19 protein-coding genes are annotated in these 14,402 nt (G+C 61.3%); 12 read left to right on the top strand and 7 right to left on the bottom strand.

The window, feature by feature from the left end; all coding sequences use genetic code 11:
* Positions 1-69: 69 nt before the first annotated feature.
* The 4 genes from I554_RS0111985 (at position 70) to I554_RS0111965 (ending at position 3,648) form a co-directional block, all read left to right on the top strand.
* Entirely contained in the window at positions 70-1,683 is a 1,614-nt protein-coding gene (locus tag I554_RS0111985; RefSeq protein ID WP_024575026.1) for a flagellar hook-length control protein FliK, read from the top strand.
* Positions 1,680-1,946 (top strand): EscU/YscU/HrcU family type III secretion system export apparatus switch protein, encoded by a 267-nt coding sequence (locus I554_RS0111980; RefSeq protein WP_024575027.1) that lies wholly within the window; start codon positions 1,680-1,682, stop codon positions 1,944-1,946. Before I554_RS0111985 ends, I554_RS0111980 begins: the two co-directional genes overlap by 4 nt.
* Positions 1,947-2,330: 384 nt before the next feature.
* Positions 2,331-3,164 carry a penicillin-binding transpeptidase domain-containing protein gene (locus I554_RS0111970; protein WP_024575028.1) on the top strand — a complete coding sequence of 278 codons (834 nt, stop codon included), beginning with the start codon at positions 2,331-2,333 and terminating at the stop codon, positions 3,162-3,164.
* 82 nt (positions 3,165-3,246) lie between these two features.
* Positions 3,247-3,648 (top strand): nuclear transport factor 2 family protein, encoded by a 402-nt coding sequence (locus I554_RS0111965; protein WP_024575029.1) that lies wholly within the window; start codon positions 3,247-3,249, stop codon positions 3,646-3,648.
* A 7-nt stretch (positions 3,649-3,655) separates the two neighbouring features.
* On the opposite strand, the gene I554_RS0111960 is transcribed toward I554_RS0111965, so the two are convergent.
* Positions 3,656-4,078, bottom strand: a complete 423-nt coding sequence (locus I554_RS0111960) for a DUF4260 domain-containing protein (protein WP_024575030.1) — start codon at positions 4,076-4,078, stop codon at positions 3,656-3,658.
* Between the two features lie 171 nt (positions 4,079-4,249).
* Between I554_RS0111960 and I554_RS0111955 the strand changes: the two genes are divergently transcribed.
* Positions 4,250-5,782 (top strand): acyl-CoA carboxylase subunit beta, encoded by a 1,533-nt coding sequence (locus I554_RS0111955; protein ID WP_006021023.1) that lies wholly within the window; start codon positions 4,250-4,252, stop codon positions 5,780-5,782.
* A gap of 59 nt (positions 5,783-5,841) precedes the next feature.
* On the top strand, positions 5,842-6,090 hold the full coding sequence (locus tag I554_RS0111950; RefSeq protein WP_024575031.1) for a DUF2442 domain-containing protein: 249 nt from the start codon (positions 5,842-5,844) through the stop codon (positions 6,088-6,090).
* A gap of 47 nt (positions 6,091-6,137) precedes the next feature.
* On the opposite strand, the gene I554_RS0111945 is transcribed toward I554_RS0111950, so the two are convergent.
* The gene (locus tag I554_RS0111945; RefSeq protein ID WP_024575032.1) at positions 6,138-7,268 is read right to left on the bottom strand and encodes an HNH endonuclease; all 1,131 of its coding nucleotides are present in this window, start codon (positions 7,266-7,268) and stop codon (positions 6,138-6,140) included.
* 63 nt (positions 7,269-7,331) lie between these two features.
* Here I554_RS0111945 and I554_RS0111940 point away from each other — a divergent pair, with 63 nt between their 5' ends.
* The 3 genes from I554_RS0111940 (at position 7,332) to I554_RS0111930 (ending at position 9,192) form a co-directional block, all read left to right on the top strand.
* Positions 7,332-7,643 carry a hypothetical protein gene (locus tag I554_RS0111940; RefSeq protein WP_024575033.1) on the top strand — a complete coding sequence of 104 codons (312 nt, stop codon included), beginning with the start codon at positions 7,332-7,334 and terminating at the stop codon, positions 7,641-7,643.
* 596 nt (positions 7,644-8,239) lie between these two features.
* Positions 8,240-8,875: a trimeric intracellular cation channel family protein gene (locus I554_RS0111935; protein ID WP_024575034.1), complete on the top strand. Its 636-nt coding sequence runs from the start codon at positions 8,240-8,242 to the stop codon at positions 8,873-8,875.
* A gap of 104 nt (positions 8,876-8,979) precedes the next feature.
* On the top strand, positions 8,980-9,192 hold the full coding sequence (locus I554_RS0111930; RefSeq protein ID WP_024575035.1) for a hypothetical protein: 213 nt from the start codon (positions 8,980-8,982) through the stop codon (positions 9,190-9,192).
* A gap of 41 nt (positions 9,193-9,233) precedes the next feature.
* On the opposite strand, the gene I554_RS0111925 is transcribed toward I554_RS0111930, so the two are convergent.
* The 3 genes from I554_RS0111925 to I554_RS27280 form a co-directional block, all read right to left on the bottom strand.
* Complete coding sequence (locus I554_RS0111925) at positions 9,234-9,713, bottom strand: hypothetical protein (protein ID WP_024575036.1); 480 nt, start codon at positions 9,711-9,713, stop codon at positions 9,234-9,236.
* A 248-nt stretch (positions 9,714-9,961) separates the two neighbouring features.
* Positions 9,962-10,240, bottom strand: coding sequence for a hypothetical protein (locus I554_RS0111920; RefSeq protein WP_024575037.1), 279 nt, complete (start codon positions 10,238-10,240; stop codon positions 9,962-9,964).
* Positions 10,241-10,660: 420 nt separating this feature from the next.
* The gene (locus I554_RS27280; protein WP_155848253.1) at positions 10,661-10,840 is read right to left on the bottom strand and encodes a hypothetical protein; all 180 of its coding nucleotides are present in this window, start codon (positions 10,838-10,840) and stop codon (positions 10,661-10,663) included.
* Positions 10,841-10,969: 129 nt separating this feature from the next.
* On the opposite strand from I554_RS27280, the gene I554_RS26360 reads away from it, so the two are divergent.
* Positions 10,970-11,263 (top strand): twin-arginine translocation (Tat), encoded by a 294-nt coding sequence (locus I554_RS26360; RefSeq protein ID WP_081710769.1) that lies wholly within the window; start codon positions 10,970-10,972, stop codon positions 11,261-11,263.
* Positions 11,264-11,396: 133 nt separating this feature from the next.
* Here the strand turns inward: I554_RS26360 and I554_RS0111905 are convergent, their stop codons facing one another.
* Positions 11,397-12,230, bottom strand: a complete 834-nt coding sequence (locus I554_RS0111905; RefSeq protein ID WP_244432742.1) for a hypothetical protein — start codon at positions 12,228-12,230, stop codon at positions 11,397-11,399.
* Between the two features lie 129 nt (positions 12,231-12,359).
* Positions 12,360-13,049, bottom strand: a complete 690-nt coding sequence (locus I554_RS0111900) for a winged helix-turn-helix domain-containing protein (RefSeq protein WP_024575041.1) — start codon at positions 13,047-13,049, stop codon at positions 12,360-12,362.
* Between the two features lie 70 nt (positions 13,050-13,119).
* Here I554_RS0111900 and I554_RS0111895 point away from each other — a divergent pair, with 70 nt between their 5' ends.
* Both I554_RS0111895 and I554_RS0111890 read left to right on the top strand, forming a co-directional pair.
* The gene (locus I554_RS0111895; RefSeq protein WP_024575042.1) at positions 13,120-13,428 is read left to right on the top strand and encodes an NIPSNAP family protein; all 309 of its coding nucleotides are present in this window, start codon (positions 13,120-13,122) and stop codon (positions 13,426-13,428) included.
* Positions 13,429-13,523: 95 nt separating this feature from the next.
* Positions 13,524-14,351 (top strand): isocitrate lyase/phosphoenolpyruvate mutase family protein, encoded by an 828-nt coding sequence (locus tag I554_RS0111890; protein ID WP_024575043.1) that lies wholly within the window; start codon positions 13,524-13,526, stop codon positions 14,349-14,351.
* The last annotated feature ends 51 nt before the right edge of the window (positions 14,352-14,402 follow it).

Raw genomic sequence — 14,402 nt, 5'->3', positions numbered from 1 at the left:
CACGATGGTTTCGGTTAACGAGAGGTTTACGACGCTGGGCTAGCTTGGCGGCCGAACAAGGCCTCCATCATGTCGATCGCCATCAATCCCGTGTTTCCGGTTGTCGCTGCCCAGCCCGCGGCGGCGGTTGCGTTGCAGCCGGGCACCGTGATCGACGCGACCGTGCTTAAGCAGCTCGATGCCAATCTGGTCCGCATCGCGATTGCGAACCTGACCATCGAAGTGCTGTCCGAAGTGCCGTTGCAGCCGGGACAGTCGCTGCAACTGGCGGTGTCGCAGACGCCGCAGGGTGTGCGGCTTCAGATCGTGCCGGGCGAGGGCGCGGCACCATCGAGCGTCTCCACACCATCATCCGCCGGCGCGGCTGCAAAGGCCGATACCATCAGCGTGCCGAAGGCCGATGTGCCGGTGCAGGCCGCAGCCGCAGGCCGCGTGCTGACCAATCTTGAAGCGCTTGCGGTTTCGGCAGCAGTGCAGAGCGCCGCGGCGCGGCAGGGCAGCCTCTCGCCGCTGTTCGCAAATCTCGGCGTTGCGGCGTCATCGCCGACGCTGCCGCAAACGCTGCAACAGGCCGCCGCGCAACTGCTCGCCCAGCGCACGCCGCTTGGTGAGAATCTGACGGGCGACGCGCTGAAAACCGCATTCCGCAATTCCGGACTGTTCCTCGAGCAAAGTCTCGCATCATCGCAGACTTCCGGTGGTCCCGACCTCAAGGCCGCGCTGATCGTCTTCCGCCAGACCGTGGCGTCGTGGCTCGGCACGGCGGCAGCACAGGAGTCCGCAGCTGCGCCGCAGCCAGCCACTGTGCCGCCATCCGCGTCGCCGCCGCTTGCGCCGAACATGGACGGTGATGTTTTGTTGCCGCAAGCCGCAGCGCGTATCTCCGAGGACGCGGCCGAACTCGATGGAAAAATTCGCATCTACGCGCCGAACGAACCGCTGCCGACGGCGGCGAACCGCGCAGCCGCGGCCAGCGCCGGGCTCACGGCACTCCAGGAAGTGCTGCAGGCATTTCCGAAAGGCGTGCAGGACGAGGTCGCAAAGCTTCTCAATGCGGAAGCGCATGCCGGCATCACCCGCATGCAGGTGGATGACGATGCGATTGCGCGCACCAATGTTCCGCCGCCGCCGTTTCGCGGCTCGGAAACCGCCGCGCAGTCCGTTGCGCTGCCATCGCTCGCCCCGGACGACGCGCCGGTCGCGGTCGCTCATCGCCTGATCGAGGATGCCGACGCTGCTTTGGCGCGGCAGACGCTGTTGCAGGCGGCCTCGTTGCCGCTGGATGTACCCGGCGTCCGCAACGATCCGACCGTGCCGCGCTGGAATTTCGAGATTCCATTTGCGACACCACAGGGCACCGCGGTGGCGCAGTTTGAAATATCCCGCGACGGTGCTTCGAGCGAGGCCGAAGCGGCCAGCCGCGCCTGGCGGGCGCGGTTCTCGCTCGATGTCGAGCCGACCGGACCGGTGCATGCGCTGGTGTCATTGAGCCATGGACGAACGTCGGTGCGGATGTGGGCCGAGCGGCCTGCCACGGCGGCGCAGCTCCGCATCAATGCGCCGCAACTGTCGCATGCGCTGCGCGAAGCTGCCCTTGAGCCCGGTGATATCGTGATCGGCGAGGGCGCGCCGCCCAAAGCCGCGCCGCCGCCGGCAGGACATTTTCTGGATCGCGCGCTGTGAGCAGCGATATCAAAAACCGTCTCGCGGTCGCGCTGCACTACGACAAGAAGGGTGCGCCGCGCGTCGTCGCCAAGGGCAAGGGCACGCTCGGCGAGAAGATCATCGAAATCGCCAAAGAGAACGACATTCCCATTCAGGAGAATGAAGTGCTGGCGGGCGCGCTGTCCAATGTCGAACTCGGCGACGAGATTCCCGCCGAGCTTTACAAGGGCGTCGCGGAGGTCCTGATTTTCGTCATGCGGCTGACGGGACGGCTGCGCTAACCGAAGTTAGCACAGAAGCTTACGCATTCGACGCATGCTTCGCGCGCCACTTCGGACCCGGACCGCGCATATAGTGGTCCTCCGGGCGATACCGTGTTGCAAATCGGCCGCCCAACAGCAGGGCTGCAAACAGCTGGCTGAAAAATTTCATGTCCGCACCTATCGAGCGTTCAAGGGAAACAGGTGCGCTGTCAGCCATAGGAAATCGAGATCGTTCGCCGCCCGAAGTTATGTGTTTCCTATATAAGGGGATGTCCGGATAGTGTTCGGTGCCGCGTGAATTCGGCCCGCTCGTCACACCGATTTACGACTGCCGCCCTAGTAAGGGCGTGATTTTTTCGGAACACGTTCCGGCCTTCGAAATCATGCCTTCAGGAGCCTCCCTTGCTGTCCCGCCGTCATGTCTTGTCGCTTGCCGCCGCTGCGGCCGTTATCCCCGTACCAGCGTTCGCCACTGGCGTGCCGCGATATGAAGTCCGCAAAAATTTGCAGAAGTATTTCATCGACGACGGCACCGTTGGCGCTTTCGCGGCATTCCGGGCCGACGATCAGCATGTGATCGCCAGCGACAACACCCGCGCCCGCGAGGCTGTCCTTCCGGCGTCCAGCTTCAAGATTGCCAATTCCGTCATTGCGCTGGAAACCGGCGTCGTCGCCGATCCGGACAAGGACATTTTCAAGTGGGACGGCGTGACGCGCAGCATCCCCGAGTGGAACAAGGATCACACCATGCGGACCGCCATCGCGGCGTCTGTGGTGCCGGTCTACCAGCAGATCGCGCGGCGCATCGGCGCGGAGCGGATGCAGACGTATGTCGATGCGTTCGAGTACGGCAACCGCAACATCGGCGGCGGCATCGACCGCTTCTGGCTGACGGGTGACCTGCGCATCTCGCCGCTGGAGCAGATCGCATTCGTGGACAAGCTGCGGCGGCGGATGCTGCCGGTGTCGAAGCGCGCGCAGGATTTGACTGCGGACATTCTGCCGGTGACGAAGGCCGGCGACAGCATCATCCGGGCCAAGACGGGCCTGATCGGTGTCGATGACAGGACAGCAGTCGAGGGTGTGAAGGCCAGCCTCGGCTGGCTGGTCGGCTGGGCGGAGAAGGGCCGTGCGCAGACCGTGTTCGCGATCAACCTCGACATTCGCGAGGACAGGCACATCGCCAGCCGGATGAAGATCGCGCAGCAATGTCTTAGCGACATAGGAGCCATCTGACACTTTGTCCGGTTTCGCGCCCGCGCGAAACCGGCTAGGCTCGCGGCAATTCACAAGAATAATGAGCCCAGGGAGTGAGTTGATGTCCTCTTCAGCAGCCGCGAAAATTGCGCCGACCTCGTCGTGGAAAGATCTCGCCACGCGTTACAACGCCGCGTGGAATGCCCACGACGTTGCAGCGATCATGGCCTTTCATGCCGACGACACCAGCTACCAGCGCCACGGCAGCCCGAAGGTCTACAAGGGCAAGGAGTCGGTCGCCGAGCAGTTTGGCAAGGACATCTCAGGATTGCCGGGAATCAAGTTCGAGCCGGTCGCGCTCTATGGCAGCGACGATCATTTCGTCTCGGAATCGATTCTCACCGCAACGAAGCCCGACGGCACGCCGGTGACCATGGAACTGGTGGACGTCATTACGCTCCGCGACGGCAAGGTGGTGCACAAGTCGAGCTACTTCGTGCCGAGCCGCCCGCCGAAGGCGTGAGGCGGCGTCACGTCTTGGCCGCGCGCCCGATCCGCCCCAGATGGGTGAACGTAAATCCCGCGTCGTATTTCAGGCCGTAGCCGAGCGCGCGGTCGATCCCGATATGCGCGCACCAGATCAGCGACAGGTGCATCGCCAGCGCCGAGGGCATCACCATGGCGAAGATGCCGAGCAGCATCGGGATGATCGCCGCATGGGCGGCGTTGTAGGCGGCGGCTCCCGCGCGGGGACCGGCGAGATAGCCCAAAAAGCTCAGGTCCGGCGCCAGCAGCAGGAGGGCGAACATCCACCAGGAGCCCTCGAAATAGCTGTAGAACACCATGCAGGCGGCGGCGAGCGCCGCGCCCTCCAGCCGCAGCAGGGTGCGGACCCCGCCGGTGGCGCCGCCGGTTGCGCTCCCTTTGGCAGGTGTGGTTGTGGTGTCGGCCATGGCGGCGAATCCCCTGTAAACGGCGCCTTTTAGCACGCGCGGCGGGCGGCCCAGCCCCGCTATTTTTGACGCCGCCGGGCCATTTTCCCCCGCCCAAACAGCGTGCTAGAAAGCTGCCCAACCATCCAAGAACGGCGGCGTCCGCCGCCCGTGAACACCGGGACGAAATCCATGAAGCATATCCTCGAAGCACTCGATCAACGCCGCGCGGGCGCAAAAAAGGGCGGCGGCGACAAGCGCATCGAGGCGCAGCACGCACGCGGCAAGCTGACCGCCCGCGAGCGCATCGAGCTGCTGCTGGATAAAGGCTCGTTCGAGGAGTTCGACATGTTCGTCGAGCACCGCTCGGTCGAGTTCGGCATGGACAAGACCAAGATCCCCGGCGACGGCGTCGTCACCGGCTGGGGCACGGTCAACGGCCGCACCACCTTCGTGTTCGCGAAAGACTTCACCGTGTTCGGCGGCTCGCTGTCCGAGACCCACGCGCTGAAGATCACCAAGCTTCAGGACATGGCGCTGAAGGCGCGGGCGCCGATCATCGGCCTCTATGACGCAGGCGGCGCGCGAATCCAGGAAGGCGTCGCGGCGCTGGCGGGTTACTCCTATGTGTTCCGCCGCAACGTCATCGCTTCGGGCGTCATCCCGCAGATCAGCGTCATCATGGGCCCGTGCGCGGGCGGCGACGTCTATTCGCCGGCGATGACCGACTTCATCTTCATGGTGAAGAACACCAGCTACATGTTCGTCACCGGCCCGGACGTGGTGAAGACCGTCACCAACGAAGTGGTCACCGCGGAAGAACTCGGCGGCGCGAGCGTGCACGCGACCAAGTCGTCGATCGCCGACGGCGCGTTCAGCGACGATGTCGAGACGCTGCTCCAGATGCGCCGGCTGCTGGACTTCCTGCCGAGCAACAACACCGACGGCGTGCCGGAGTGGCCGAGCTTCGACGACATCGAGCGCACCGAAGAGTCGCTCGACACGCTGATCCCGGCCAATCCGAACCAGCCCTACGACATCAAGGAACTGATCCTGAAAGTGGTGGACGAGGGCGACTTCTTCGAACTCGCGGACACCTTTGCCAAGAACATCGTCACCGGCTTCGGCCGCATCGCGGGCAAGACGGTGGGCTTCGTCGCCAACCAGCCGATGGTGCTGGCGGGCGTGCTCGACAGTGACGCCTCACGCAAGGCCGCGCGCTTCGTGCGGTTCTGCGATGCGTTCAACATTCCGATCGTCACCTTCGTGGACGTGCCGGGCTTCCTGCCGGGCACCGCGCAGGAATACGGCGGGCTGATCAAGCACGGCGCGAAACTGCTGTTCGCCTACAGCCAGTGCACGGTGCCGCTGGTGACGGTGATCACGCGCAAGGCTTACGGCGGCGCGTTCGACGTGATGGCCTCGAAGGAAATCGGCGCGGACATGAACTACGCCTGGCCGACGGCGCAGATCGCGGTGATGGGCGCGAAGGGCGCGGTGGAGATCATCTTCCGGCAGGACATCGGGGACGCCGAAAAAATCGCCGCGCGCACCAAGGAATACGAAGACCGCTTCCTGTCACCGTTCGTCGCCGCCGAGCGCGGCTATATCGACGACGTCATCATGCCGCACTCGACCCGCAAGCGCATCGCCCGCGCGCTGGCGATGCTCAAGGACAAGCACGTCGACGTGCCGATGAAGAAGCACGACAATATTCCGTTGTGATTGGGCAAACCCTTCCCCTTGAGTGGGGAGGGTCGGCGCGGGAGCGCCGGGGTGGGGTGATGACCACGTTGGAAATTGAGGTCGGTGACCTGCGCGCGGAGTCGGTTGTGTTCACTGCGACCGAGCTTGTGGTCACGCTGCGCGACGGTCGGCGCATCGCTACGCCGCTATCGTGGTATCCGCGCTTGCTGTCTGCCTCAGCCGCGCAGCGATCGAACTACGAAATCATGCCGATGGGCATTCACTGGCCGGACCTCGATGAGGATTTGAGCGTGACGGGAATGCTCAAGGGCAGGCCTGCGCAATGACGAAAAGCACGACAACATTCGGTTGAGAGGGGTGATTGCAAGGAAACTTAGATTGAAAGTCTAAATTGTTGGATTCGTTCGCTGATAATCGTTGTGGGATCGCCGGCAGCTGCACTGGCGAGCAACATGTTTTCAAGATCGATATCTGTAAGAATCAGAACCAATTTGTTGTGCAGCAACCATTGCTCTCGAATTGTAGTTTCCGCCCCGCGATCAGCTCCAATTCTGCAAAGAATTATGCCGAACATGCCGGTGCCATGAGGTTTAAGGTAATTTGCCACCTGAAGAACGTTGGTCTTTGTTACCCGTTTTTTTCCGTTTTTTGCGTCTACGACAATATAGTCGGCTGCATAGCGCGTGCGCAAAAAGTGCCAAAATCCGTCGGGCGCATAGTTGGGAAAAATGAAATCCCTGCGGTTGGTTTTTGTATGGTCGCTATTTTCTGTAAGTGGTGCTCGCAGTGTCGGGCAGAATAAATGTTCAAGTATTCGCCCCACAAGTTTTTGATAATCAGACCACTGCTGAACTCCGCTGTTGCAAGATTTTAGATCTGCAATAAATCGCTCCTGCTGCGACGCTCGAGAGCGGGTAGCAGAAAAGATACTCTTAAAATAAGGATCGTCTGACTCTTCAATTTGCTTTCCAAATAGACTAGCGATCTGGTCGATATCCCAAACTTCAATGCTGTGCTCACTAAACTTGGAAATAACTTCTGGGCTGGCCCGGCCAGGAAAGGCCAAGATGGATTTCGTTTCAATTGCACCTATTTGGTGTCTTAGAAGGTGCTTAAGGGTCGAATAAACTTGAGGGCCTGAAATAACGGAGAAGCGTTTGCATTCGATGGCAAGCACGCGCTTTCCGTGAGGAGTGTCTTCAATTGCCTTTATATCCGCTCGATAGCGGGTTCCGGGTATGATGCCTTCTTGTTCGATTTGACTGAAGTTAGGATTAGCTGAGAGAAGCGATGTAAGATACTCGACGAAGTGCAGTTCGGATGCACCCAACACGGCGTTGCAATTCGGGCATACTAGAGTGAGATTTTCGATATCGCTGCTGCCCCCCAATGATTGCGGAATGATATGTGAGACTGAAAAAGGTGGTATTGGAGTGGCGCACACAGGGCAGCGTCCTCCAGAGCGAGTAAGTAGTTCGTCTAGGAGCTTTTTATCTGGCCGCATGAGGCGCTCATGTAATTATTTAAAGTAAGGAGTGCATGCTATCTATTTCTATTGGAAAGCACCATGCCCCACATCTTCGTCGTCCGCGCCACTGTCCCCGATGAATCGAAACGCGCGGCGTTCGATGCGTGGTATTCGCGCGAGCATCTTCCCGACGCGGTAAAATCGTTCGGCTCCAAACGCGCGTGGCGCTACTGGCTCGCCAACGATCCCGCCGTGCATCTGGCGATGTATGAATTCCCGGACCGCGCGTCGCTGGATAGCGCGGTGGGCGGGGAGGAGATGAAGCGGCTGATACGCGATTTCGACCGCGACTGGCCGGAGGTGAAGCGCACGCGCGACATCATGGTGCAGGCGGAGAGCTGGCCGGCCTAACCGCCTTTGTCATCACCGGACCCGGTTCCTGTGGCCGCGTCGTCATTGCGAGGAGCGTAGCGACGAAGCAATCCATCTCTAAGCGTGGATTGCTTCGCTTCGCTCGCAATGACGAAGAAGGGTTAAAGACGTGGATGGCCGGGCCAAGCCCGGCCATGACGGCTGTGGTTGCCGAAAGTGCCCGGCGAAAGCTTGACTTTCCTTTATCAAGAATATAATCCTATGCTACTTTTTACTTCCTCCGCGCTCATGACGCGGAGGGCAACGCGGCCGCCGCCCAGAACATTGGGCGCGGCTGGTGGAGCGCCGGGAGGCGCTGCGTTCGGACGGAAGGCTTCGCAAACCTCTCCGTCGCAGAACGCGCGCGCCTCGCGAGACGGACTCGCAACCCGTCTCGTCAAGGTTCGCGGACGAACCTCTCGCAAAGGTTCGTCATGAGGGGCCTCGCCAGCCCCTGGCGCCTCCCGGCGCTCCATTCTCGCGTTTCGCGGGGAGGAAACGGGACAGGGTGGTCCGCGCCCTCGTATGAAGCGGATGTTTTGCCGCGCGCATGGCGCCGCGATTGCAGCCGCGCCGGACTGTGCTACGCCTCCACCATGGAGCCCGCAGAATCAGTCCTCTTCTTCTTCGGATTGTTCGCCCTGGTCGCCGAGGCGATGACGGCGGCGCTGGCGGCCGGGCGGCGCAAGATGGACTGGTTCGGCGTCGCGATGCTGGGCTGCGTCACCGCGCTCGGCGGTGGCTCGCTGCGCGACGTTCTGCTCGGGCATTATCCGCTGCTGTGGGTGAAGTATCCTTCGCTGCTGTTTCTCACCGGAGGCGCGGCGCTATTGACCATCGCGCTGGCGCGCGTGGTGCATCGCTTCCACATGCTCTTTCTGGTGCTGGACGCGATTGGCCTTGTCGTCTTCACGATCATCGGCTGCAACGTCGCCATGAGGATGGGCCATCCGCTGACCATTGTGGTGGTCGCGGGCATGATCACCGGATGCGCCGGCGGCGTGCTGCGCGACATTCTCTGCACCGAGGTGCCGCTGCTGTTTCGTAGCGAGCTTTACGCCAGCGTTTCGCTGATGACGGGCGCGATCTATGTCGCGGCCACGCATTTCGGCACCGAACATGTCGCGGTGGTGATCGGCTCCGTCGCGTTCGGCCTGACGTTCCGCCTGCTGGCGATCCGCTACAAGTGGGAAATGCCGAAGTTCATCTACGAGCGGGAAGGGCCGCACTGAGCGCTGCGCTCAGGAACTGTTTTGGTCGCCGCGGCATTTTGTTCCAGGAAACTATTGGGCAGGTTGCGCGTTTATGTGGCATGTCATCACGCAAACCTCCTCCCATGATCGTCCAGCCGCCTGCCGATGGCAGTTATCTGCCCCGGCAAATGGTGTCACGCGTCGAAGCGGTCGGGCCGAAGCAGCCGACGCCTCATGACAAGGCGATGTGTGCGAAGGCGCGCGGGGAAGCCCTGAAAAAACAACGCGAAGCGCTCGGCGCGTCGGTGGTCATCAAGCCCGGCGCGTTGCACCGCGATCGCGAAAAGACGTCGTGAAGTCCGCACACATTTCTGTGTGCGGTTCAGTCAAAATTCTTTCAAGTTTTCCGCATTCGCGCCGTCAGACCGGCCACGATCTGTATTGTGACACCAAGCAGCCAGCCAAACGCGAGCAACGACGACGTCGCCGTGGATGTATCGGCGTCGGTCACGATGGAATAGACCGCAATGAAAGCCGTGGTGGCTGCAAGGAAGGTTCCGGCCGAACTCAGAAGTTCGACAGGATCGGTCGAGGGCGGATCTTCGACGGCGGACGTTGCGGTGCGGGTCAGATGCAGCCTCGCGGAGCGGTGAGGGGGTACATCGATCCCGAGATAGAAGCCGATGGCGCCGAGAATCATCAGAGCGAGACTCATGCTGACGGAACTCAGCGCATCGACGCGCGCGTTCGAAACATGCGCGGCCACGAACAGGCCGCATGACGCGCCGGCCATGGACAGTCCGACGCGTTCGATGACGTGGGCGCACCGGCTGGTGCGGGAACGGAATGTACGGTGGGCGATGATGCTGTCTACCATCTTGTACCAACCACGGAACCGCGAAAGGTTCCTTCAGCATCGGAGAAATTGGCGGGGTCTGTTTAGGACTGTCGTGCGCGTCCCGGAAGATACCCATTCGATACCTCCCGTTTGACAATCCGGTGTATAGGATTATATTCCGAGTTGGTTGCCAAGGTGACTTGCACACGGATGAGGGGAAATGGCGATCGCGAGCGTGCAAAGAAAAACCCCGCCGGAGCGGGGTCTAAATGACGTAACCGAAGCGCTTAGCGCCAGCGGCAGCCATAACGGGTCATGAACTGTCCGGGAGGGCAACGACGCACCACGGGCGGACGAACAACGACGGCCGGACGGACGACGACAACGCGGCCACGATTGGCACGGCAGCCGCCATACGGGCCGCGATGAAAGCCGGGACCGCAACCGCCCGCCACCTGAATCACGTCAGCACCGCCGCTCGAGGCGGGAGCTACAGGCATCGCATTGGCTGTACCGAAACCGGCGACAGAAACTGCGAGGAGTGCTGCTGCGAACAATGTTTTCATGGATGAGTCCTTCCTTGGGGATGAAATCGCGGTGTGTTTCGGCTTCGGCCAGGGCTGGTCGCGCGAACCGAAATGATTCGCCGGCAGCGGGCCGGCGGAGGAACATTATTCTCCCGAACATTGACGCAAGATGAACCGAATGTGGTCCGATTGCGAAACCTGAGACGGTTCAGTTTCCATTCATGCGCGCTGCTGAATTCTGCCATTCGGGCAGAACATCAGGAGGACGCAAGATGGATCGCCGCGTTTTTCTAAAGTTCGCATTCGGATTGGCGGCAGCGGGCGTAGCTGTTGCATCGGCTGCGCGCGCCGCGCCGCTCACGCCGCAGCCAATTGCCGGCAATCCGATCGAACCCGATCAGCTTCCGCAAAATGCCGTCGCCAACGATGACGATCTGAATGAAGCGCAGATCGAGCAGGTCAGGTGGGGACGCCGCCGCGGCTGGGGCCGTCGCAGGTGGGGATGGCGCCGCCGCCGTTACTGGGGATTCCGCCGCCGCAGGTATTGGCGCCGCCGAAGATATTGGGGATGGCGTCGCCGCCGTCGCTTTTATCGCCGTCGGTATTGGCGTCGCCGCTACTGGTGACGAGGTACCGCATCGTTCGATGAGCGCAAGATAATGCGCTCTGTTGTGAGCGAGGAGGGAACCATCAAGTTCACACGACGTTCATTGTCTCCGCGAGATGTTTGCTCCGTTGCAATCTCGCTTCACCAGGAGAAATGAAGAAATGGAACGTCGTGATTTCCTGAAATTTGCGTTCGGCTTTGCCGCCGGCGCTGGAGCCATCGCCGCCGCTGCATCCGCAGCGAGCGCTGCTCCGATGCTGGCCCCGCATCAGGATTTGATGAATGGCCCGAAGCCCGAGCCGGACGCCGCCGCGCAGCCCGCGGTTGCAGATCAGGATGATCTCGCACGTGGCGAACTGGAGCAGGTCCGCTACCATCACAGGCATCATCGGCACCGGCACCATCACCGCCGTCACTGGCATCGCCGGCGTCATTGGCATCACCGCCGCTGGTAATCAGCGGTTGAGTTCACGGGCCCCGGCTTCAACGAGCCGGGGTTTCGTTTTTTCCCGGCAGCAATATCCCGGCGGACAGCATCGCCTGAATGGGCGTGCCGTCGATGCCATCGTTATGCGATGACGTGACCTCTCAGAGCTTCGGGGCGTTGCCAAGCGGGGTCTTGTTGAGGGCTTCGTTCTTCTCGGCGGCAAAAGCATCCGCATCGATCTTTGCGGCGCTGATGATCTGCTTGAAATCGATCAACGTGAATTCAGCCTTGCTGACGCGATCCGGGGTAATGCCGGAACTGATTTCGACGGAGACCAGCGCATCGCAATTCGCGGCCTTGGCCTCGGTGACAAGCTTGTCGAGCGTCTTTTCCAGCGCTTGCACGCGCTTCAGTTCTGCGACGCAGCTGCCGCGGCCGTTGGCATCGTTGAGCGCGACAGCGACCTTCGGATTGAGCGGTGCGTTGAGCGCTTCGAGCGCGGTGGCAGGGGTATACTTCTGCTTCACCGACATCAGCTTGCCGGCCTTGTAGAAATAGTACATGCGCCCGTCGCCGATCGCTGTTGGCGCACCGTATTTCGCGGTCACGCGCTCGATCATTTCGGCCTTCGACGGCTGCTTCTCGCTGGAAAAGCCGAGCAGGCGCGAGATGTAATAGGCGCGGTTGGCGCTTGCGGGAGATGAGAAAACAGCCAGCATCGATTCACCCGGATGGGTGCTGGTGGGGGCGAGGGTAAATTTCATCGCGGTGACATAGGTCACGTTGGTGCCGCCGAACTTCTGCTGCGCTGTCTCCGGTTTCACGCCCGGGAGATCTTTCAGATACGATTCAAAGATCGGCGCGGCCTTGCTGCCTTCGGTCGCGCTGGACAGGCCGACAACGTCAGGCTGGAGCTTTGCGGAAAACGCTGTTTCGGGAGATTTCGGCTTGATTTCGTACGCCCAGCCGGTCGCCGGAACGGTAACCGAAGACATCACGGCAAATGCGATTAACCCACTGCGAAACATGGAACACCCTGTCGGAAATTCGGGACATCAAAAGCGCAAAAAGCGCGGCGAATTACGCCAATTTTTGCTCAAGTCTGTCAACTGCGGATTGTTGCATTAATCGCCCGGAGCGCCGAACAAGGCGTTAAAGCGGGCGGTGCCCTTCGGCGAAAAAGATACGATACGGTTGCCTTTTTCGCGGTTCGCCCAGTTGAGCTGGTAGAATCGCGACAGCATCGCTGCGCCGAGCGATCCCGCAAGGTGACTGCGGCGTACGCTCCAATCGAGACAGGTCTTGCACAGCGGACGACGGCTGCCGCCGAGTGCGGACAGGTCGATGCCGAAATCGGCGACGAAGCGCTCGCCCTGGGATGTCAGCGTCACGCTGCCCTTGTGCGCGCGCAGCAGCTTCTTTTCAGTCATGGCGTCGAGCATCTGAACACCGAAATCGCCGGCGAGATGGTCGTAGCAAACACGGGCGCGACGCAGCCCCGGATCTGCGGGGCCGGTCCTGACGCGCAGATGGCCCGCCCGCGCGGCGAGGCCCATCAGGCCCTCCAGAACGGCCGCGACATCGGCGCCTGAGAGACGGAAGTAACGGTGGCGGCCCTGCTTCTCGGGCACAACGAGGTGACCAGCTTCGAGTTTGGCGAGATGTGAACTCGCAGTCTGCGGTGTGATGCCGGCTTCCTGTGCGAGTTCGGTGGCGGTGAGGGCGCGGCCACTCATCAGCGCCGTCAGCATGTTCGATCGCGCGGGATCGCCGACAAGCGAGGCGATCACGGCCATGTCCGGTCCTGCTTTCATACTTCGATCTTAATCGAAGCATTTGCGGCGGGCAACGGGATAGCTTGCGGTCCAGTCAGGGAGCGCTCTAATGACAATTACCGTTTTCATCCGCTACCAGCTTGATCCGTTCAAGCGGCATCTGTTCGAGGCCTATGCACAGCGCTGGCTCGCCATTATTCCGAAGTGCGGCGGCGATCTGCTCGGCTACTGGATGCCGCACGAGGGGACCGACAATATTGCATTCGGGCTGATCTCGTTTGCCAGTCTGGCGGATTACGAAGCCTATCGCGCGCGGCTCAAGTCGGATGACGAAGGCGTCGCGAACTTCAATTTCGCGCAGGAGCACAAGTTCATCCTCTCGGAGGAGAGGACCTTTCTGCGGCAGGTGCAGAACTGACACCACACCAGTCCGATTGATTTCAACTGACATCAGCGGCATCGTTCGCCGCAGCGTCAAAAGACATCGAAACAAACTCGCTGGGAGAACAACGAATGCCGATTTCAATTGCGCAGAAGCGTGCCGAGTTCAGGAAACTTCACGAGAGCGGGTGTTTCGTCTTGCCCAACCCCTGGGATGTCGGCAGCGCGCGTCTACTTGCCGGCATGGGGTTCAAGGCGCTGGCGTCGACGAGTTCGGGCTTTGCGTGGTCAACCGGGAGGCCGGACAATGATCTGCCGGTGGAGCAGGTTCTGGATCATCTCAAAATGATCAACGACGCGACGGATTTGCCTTTGAACGCCGATTTCGAGGCCGGTTTTGCGGATGATCCGGCCGACGTGGCCGCCAACGTCACGCGCGGGGTCGCAACGGGGGTCGCGGGATTGTCGATCGAGGATTCCACTGGCGACGCGAAGCAGCCGCTTTACGAAATGAAACTGGCCGTGGAGCGCATGCAGGCTGCGCGTGCCGCAATCGACGCGACAAAGCAAGACGTCATGCTGATCGGGCGTTGTGAGAGCTTTCTGATCGGCCAACCCGATCTCAATGCGACCATCGCGCGCCTGACGGCCTATGCGGAGGCGGGCGCGGATTGTCTCTACGCACCCGGTATCAAGACCAAAGAGCAGATTGTCGCTGTCGTCAAAGCCGTGGCGCCGAAGCCGGTCAACTTGCTGATGGGTGCACCGGGCATGTCTGTCGCGGAGATTGCTGACCTCGGCGTTCGCCGCATCAGTGTCGGCGGCGCGATGGCGCGCGCAGCGTGGGGAGCATTTCTGCGCGCGTCACGCGATATCGCACAGAACGGGTCGTTTACCGAATTCGCCCACGCCGTTTCCTATGCCGAGATCAACGGCATGTTCGGCGGTGAGCCGTTTTAACCGCAAACGAAAACGGCGGGCATCACCGCAGTAATGCTCGCCGTTGCCGCT

It is taken from the genome of Afipia sp. OHSU_II-C1, assembly GCF_000497575.1.
Lineage (GTDB): Bacteria > Pseudomonadota > Alphaproteobacteria > Rhizobiales > Xanthobacteraceae > Afipia.
This window is presented reverse-complemented; position numbering and strand designations above follow the sequence as displayed.

Coding starts and splice junctions, on each gene's coding strand:
- I554_RS0111985 (WP_024575026.1), top strand. CDS start 70: ATGTCGATCGCCATCAATCCCGTGTTTCCGGTTGTCGCTGCCCAGCCC.
- I554_RS0111965 (WP_024575029.1), top strand. CDS start 3,247: ATGTCCTCTTCAGCAGCCGCGAAAATTGCGCCGACCTCGTCGTGGAAA.
- I554_RS0111960 (WP_024575030.1), bottom strand. CDS start 4,078: ATGGCCGACACCACAACCACACCTGCCAAAGGGAGCGCAACCGGCGGC.
- I554_RS0111955 (WP_006021023.1), top strand. CDS start 4,250: ATGAAGCATATCCTCGAAGCACTCGATCAACGCCGCGCGGGCGCAAAA.
- I554_RS0111950 (WP_024575031.1), top strand. CDS start 5,842: ATGACCACGTTGGAAATTGAGGTCGGTGACCTGCGCGCGGAGTCGGTT.
- I554_RS0111945 (WP_024575032.1), bottom strand. CDS start 7,268: ATGCGGCCAGATAAAAAGCTCCTAGACGAACTACTTACTCGCTCTGGA.
- I554_RS0111940 (WP_024575033.1), top strand. CDS start 7,332: ATGCCCCACATCTTCGTCGTCCGCGCCACTGTCCCCGATGAATCGAAA.
- I554_RS0111935 (WP_024575034.1), top strand. CDS start 8,240: ATGGAGCCCGCAGAATCAGTCCTCTTCTTCTTCGGATTGTTCGCCCTG.
- I554_RS0111930 (WP_024575035.1), top strand. CDS start 8,980: ATGATCGTCCAGCCGCCTGCCGATGGCAGTTATCTGCCCCGGCAAATG.
- I554_RS0111925 (WP_024575036.1), bottom strand. CDS start 9,713: ATGGTAGACAGCATCATCGCCCACCGTACATTCCGTTCCCGCACCAGC.
- I554_RS0111920 (WP_024575037.1), bottom strand. CDS start 10,240: ATGAAAACATTGTTCGCAGCAGCACTCCTCGCAGTTTCTGTCGCCGGT.
- I554_RS27280 (WP_155848253.1), bottom strand. CDS start 10,840: ATGCGGTACCTCGTCACCAGTAGCGGCGACGCCAATACCGACGGCGAT.
- I554_RS26360 (WP_081710769.1), top strand. CDS start 10,970: ATGGAACGTCGTGATTTCCTGAAATTTGCGTTCGGCTTTGCCGCCGGC.
- I554_RS0111905 (WP_244432742.1), bottom strand. CDS start 12,230: ATGTCTTCGGTTACCGTTCCGGCGACCGGCTGGGCGTACGAAATCAAG.
- I554_RS0111900 (WP_024575041.1), bottom strand. CDS start 13,049: ATGAAAGCAGGACCGGACATGGCCGTGATCGCCTCGCTTGTCGGCGAT.
- I554_RS0111895 (WP_024575042.1), top strand. CDS start 13,120: ATGACAATTACCGTTTTCATCCGCTACCAGCTTGATCCGTTCAAGCGG.
- I554_RS0111890 (WP_024575043.1), top strand. CDS start 13,524: ATGCCGATTTCAATTGCGCAGAAGCGTGCCGAGTTCAGGAAACTTCAC.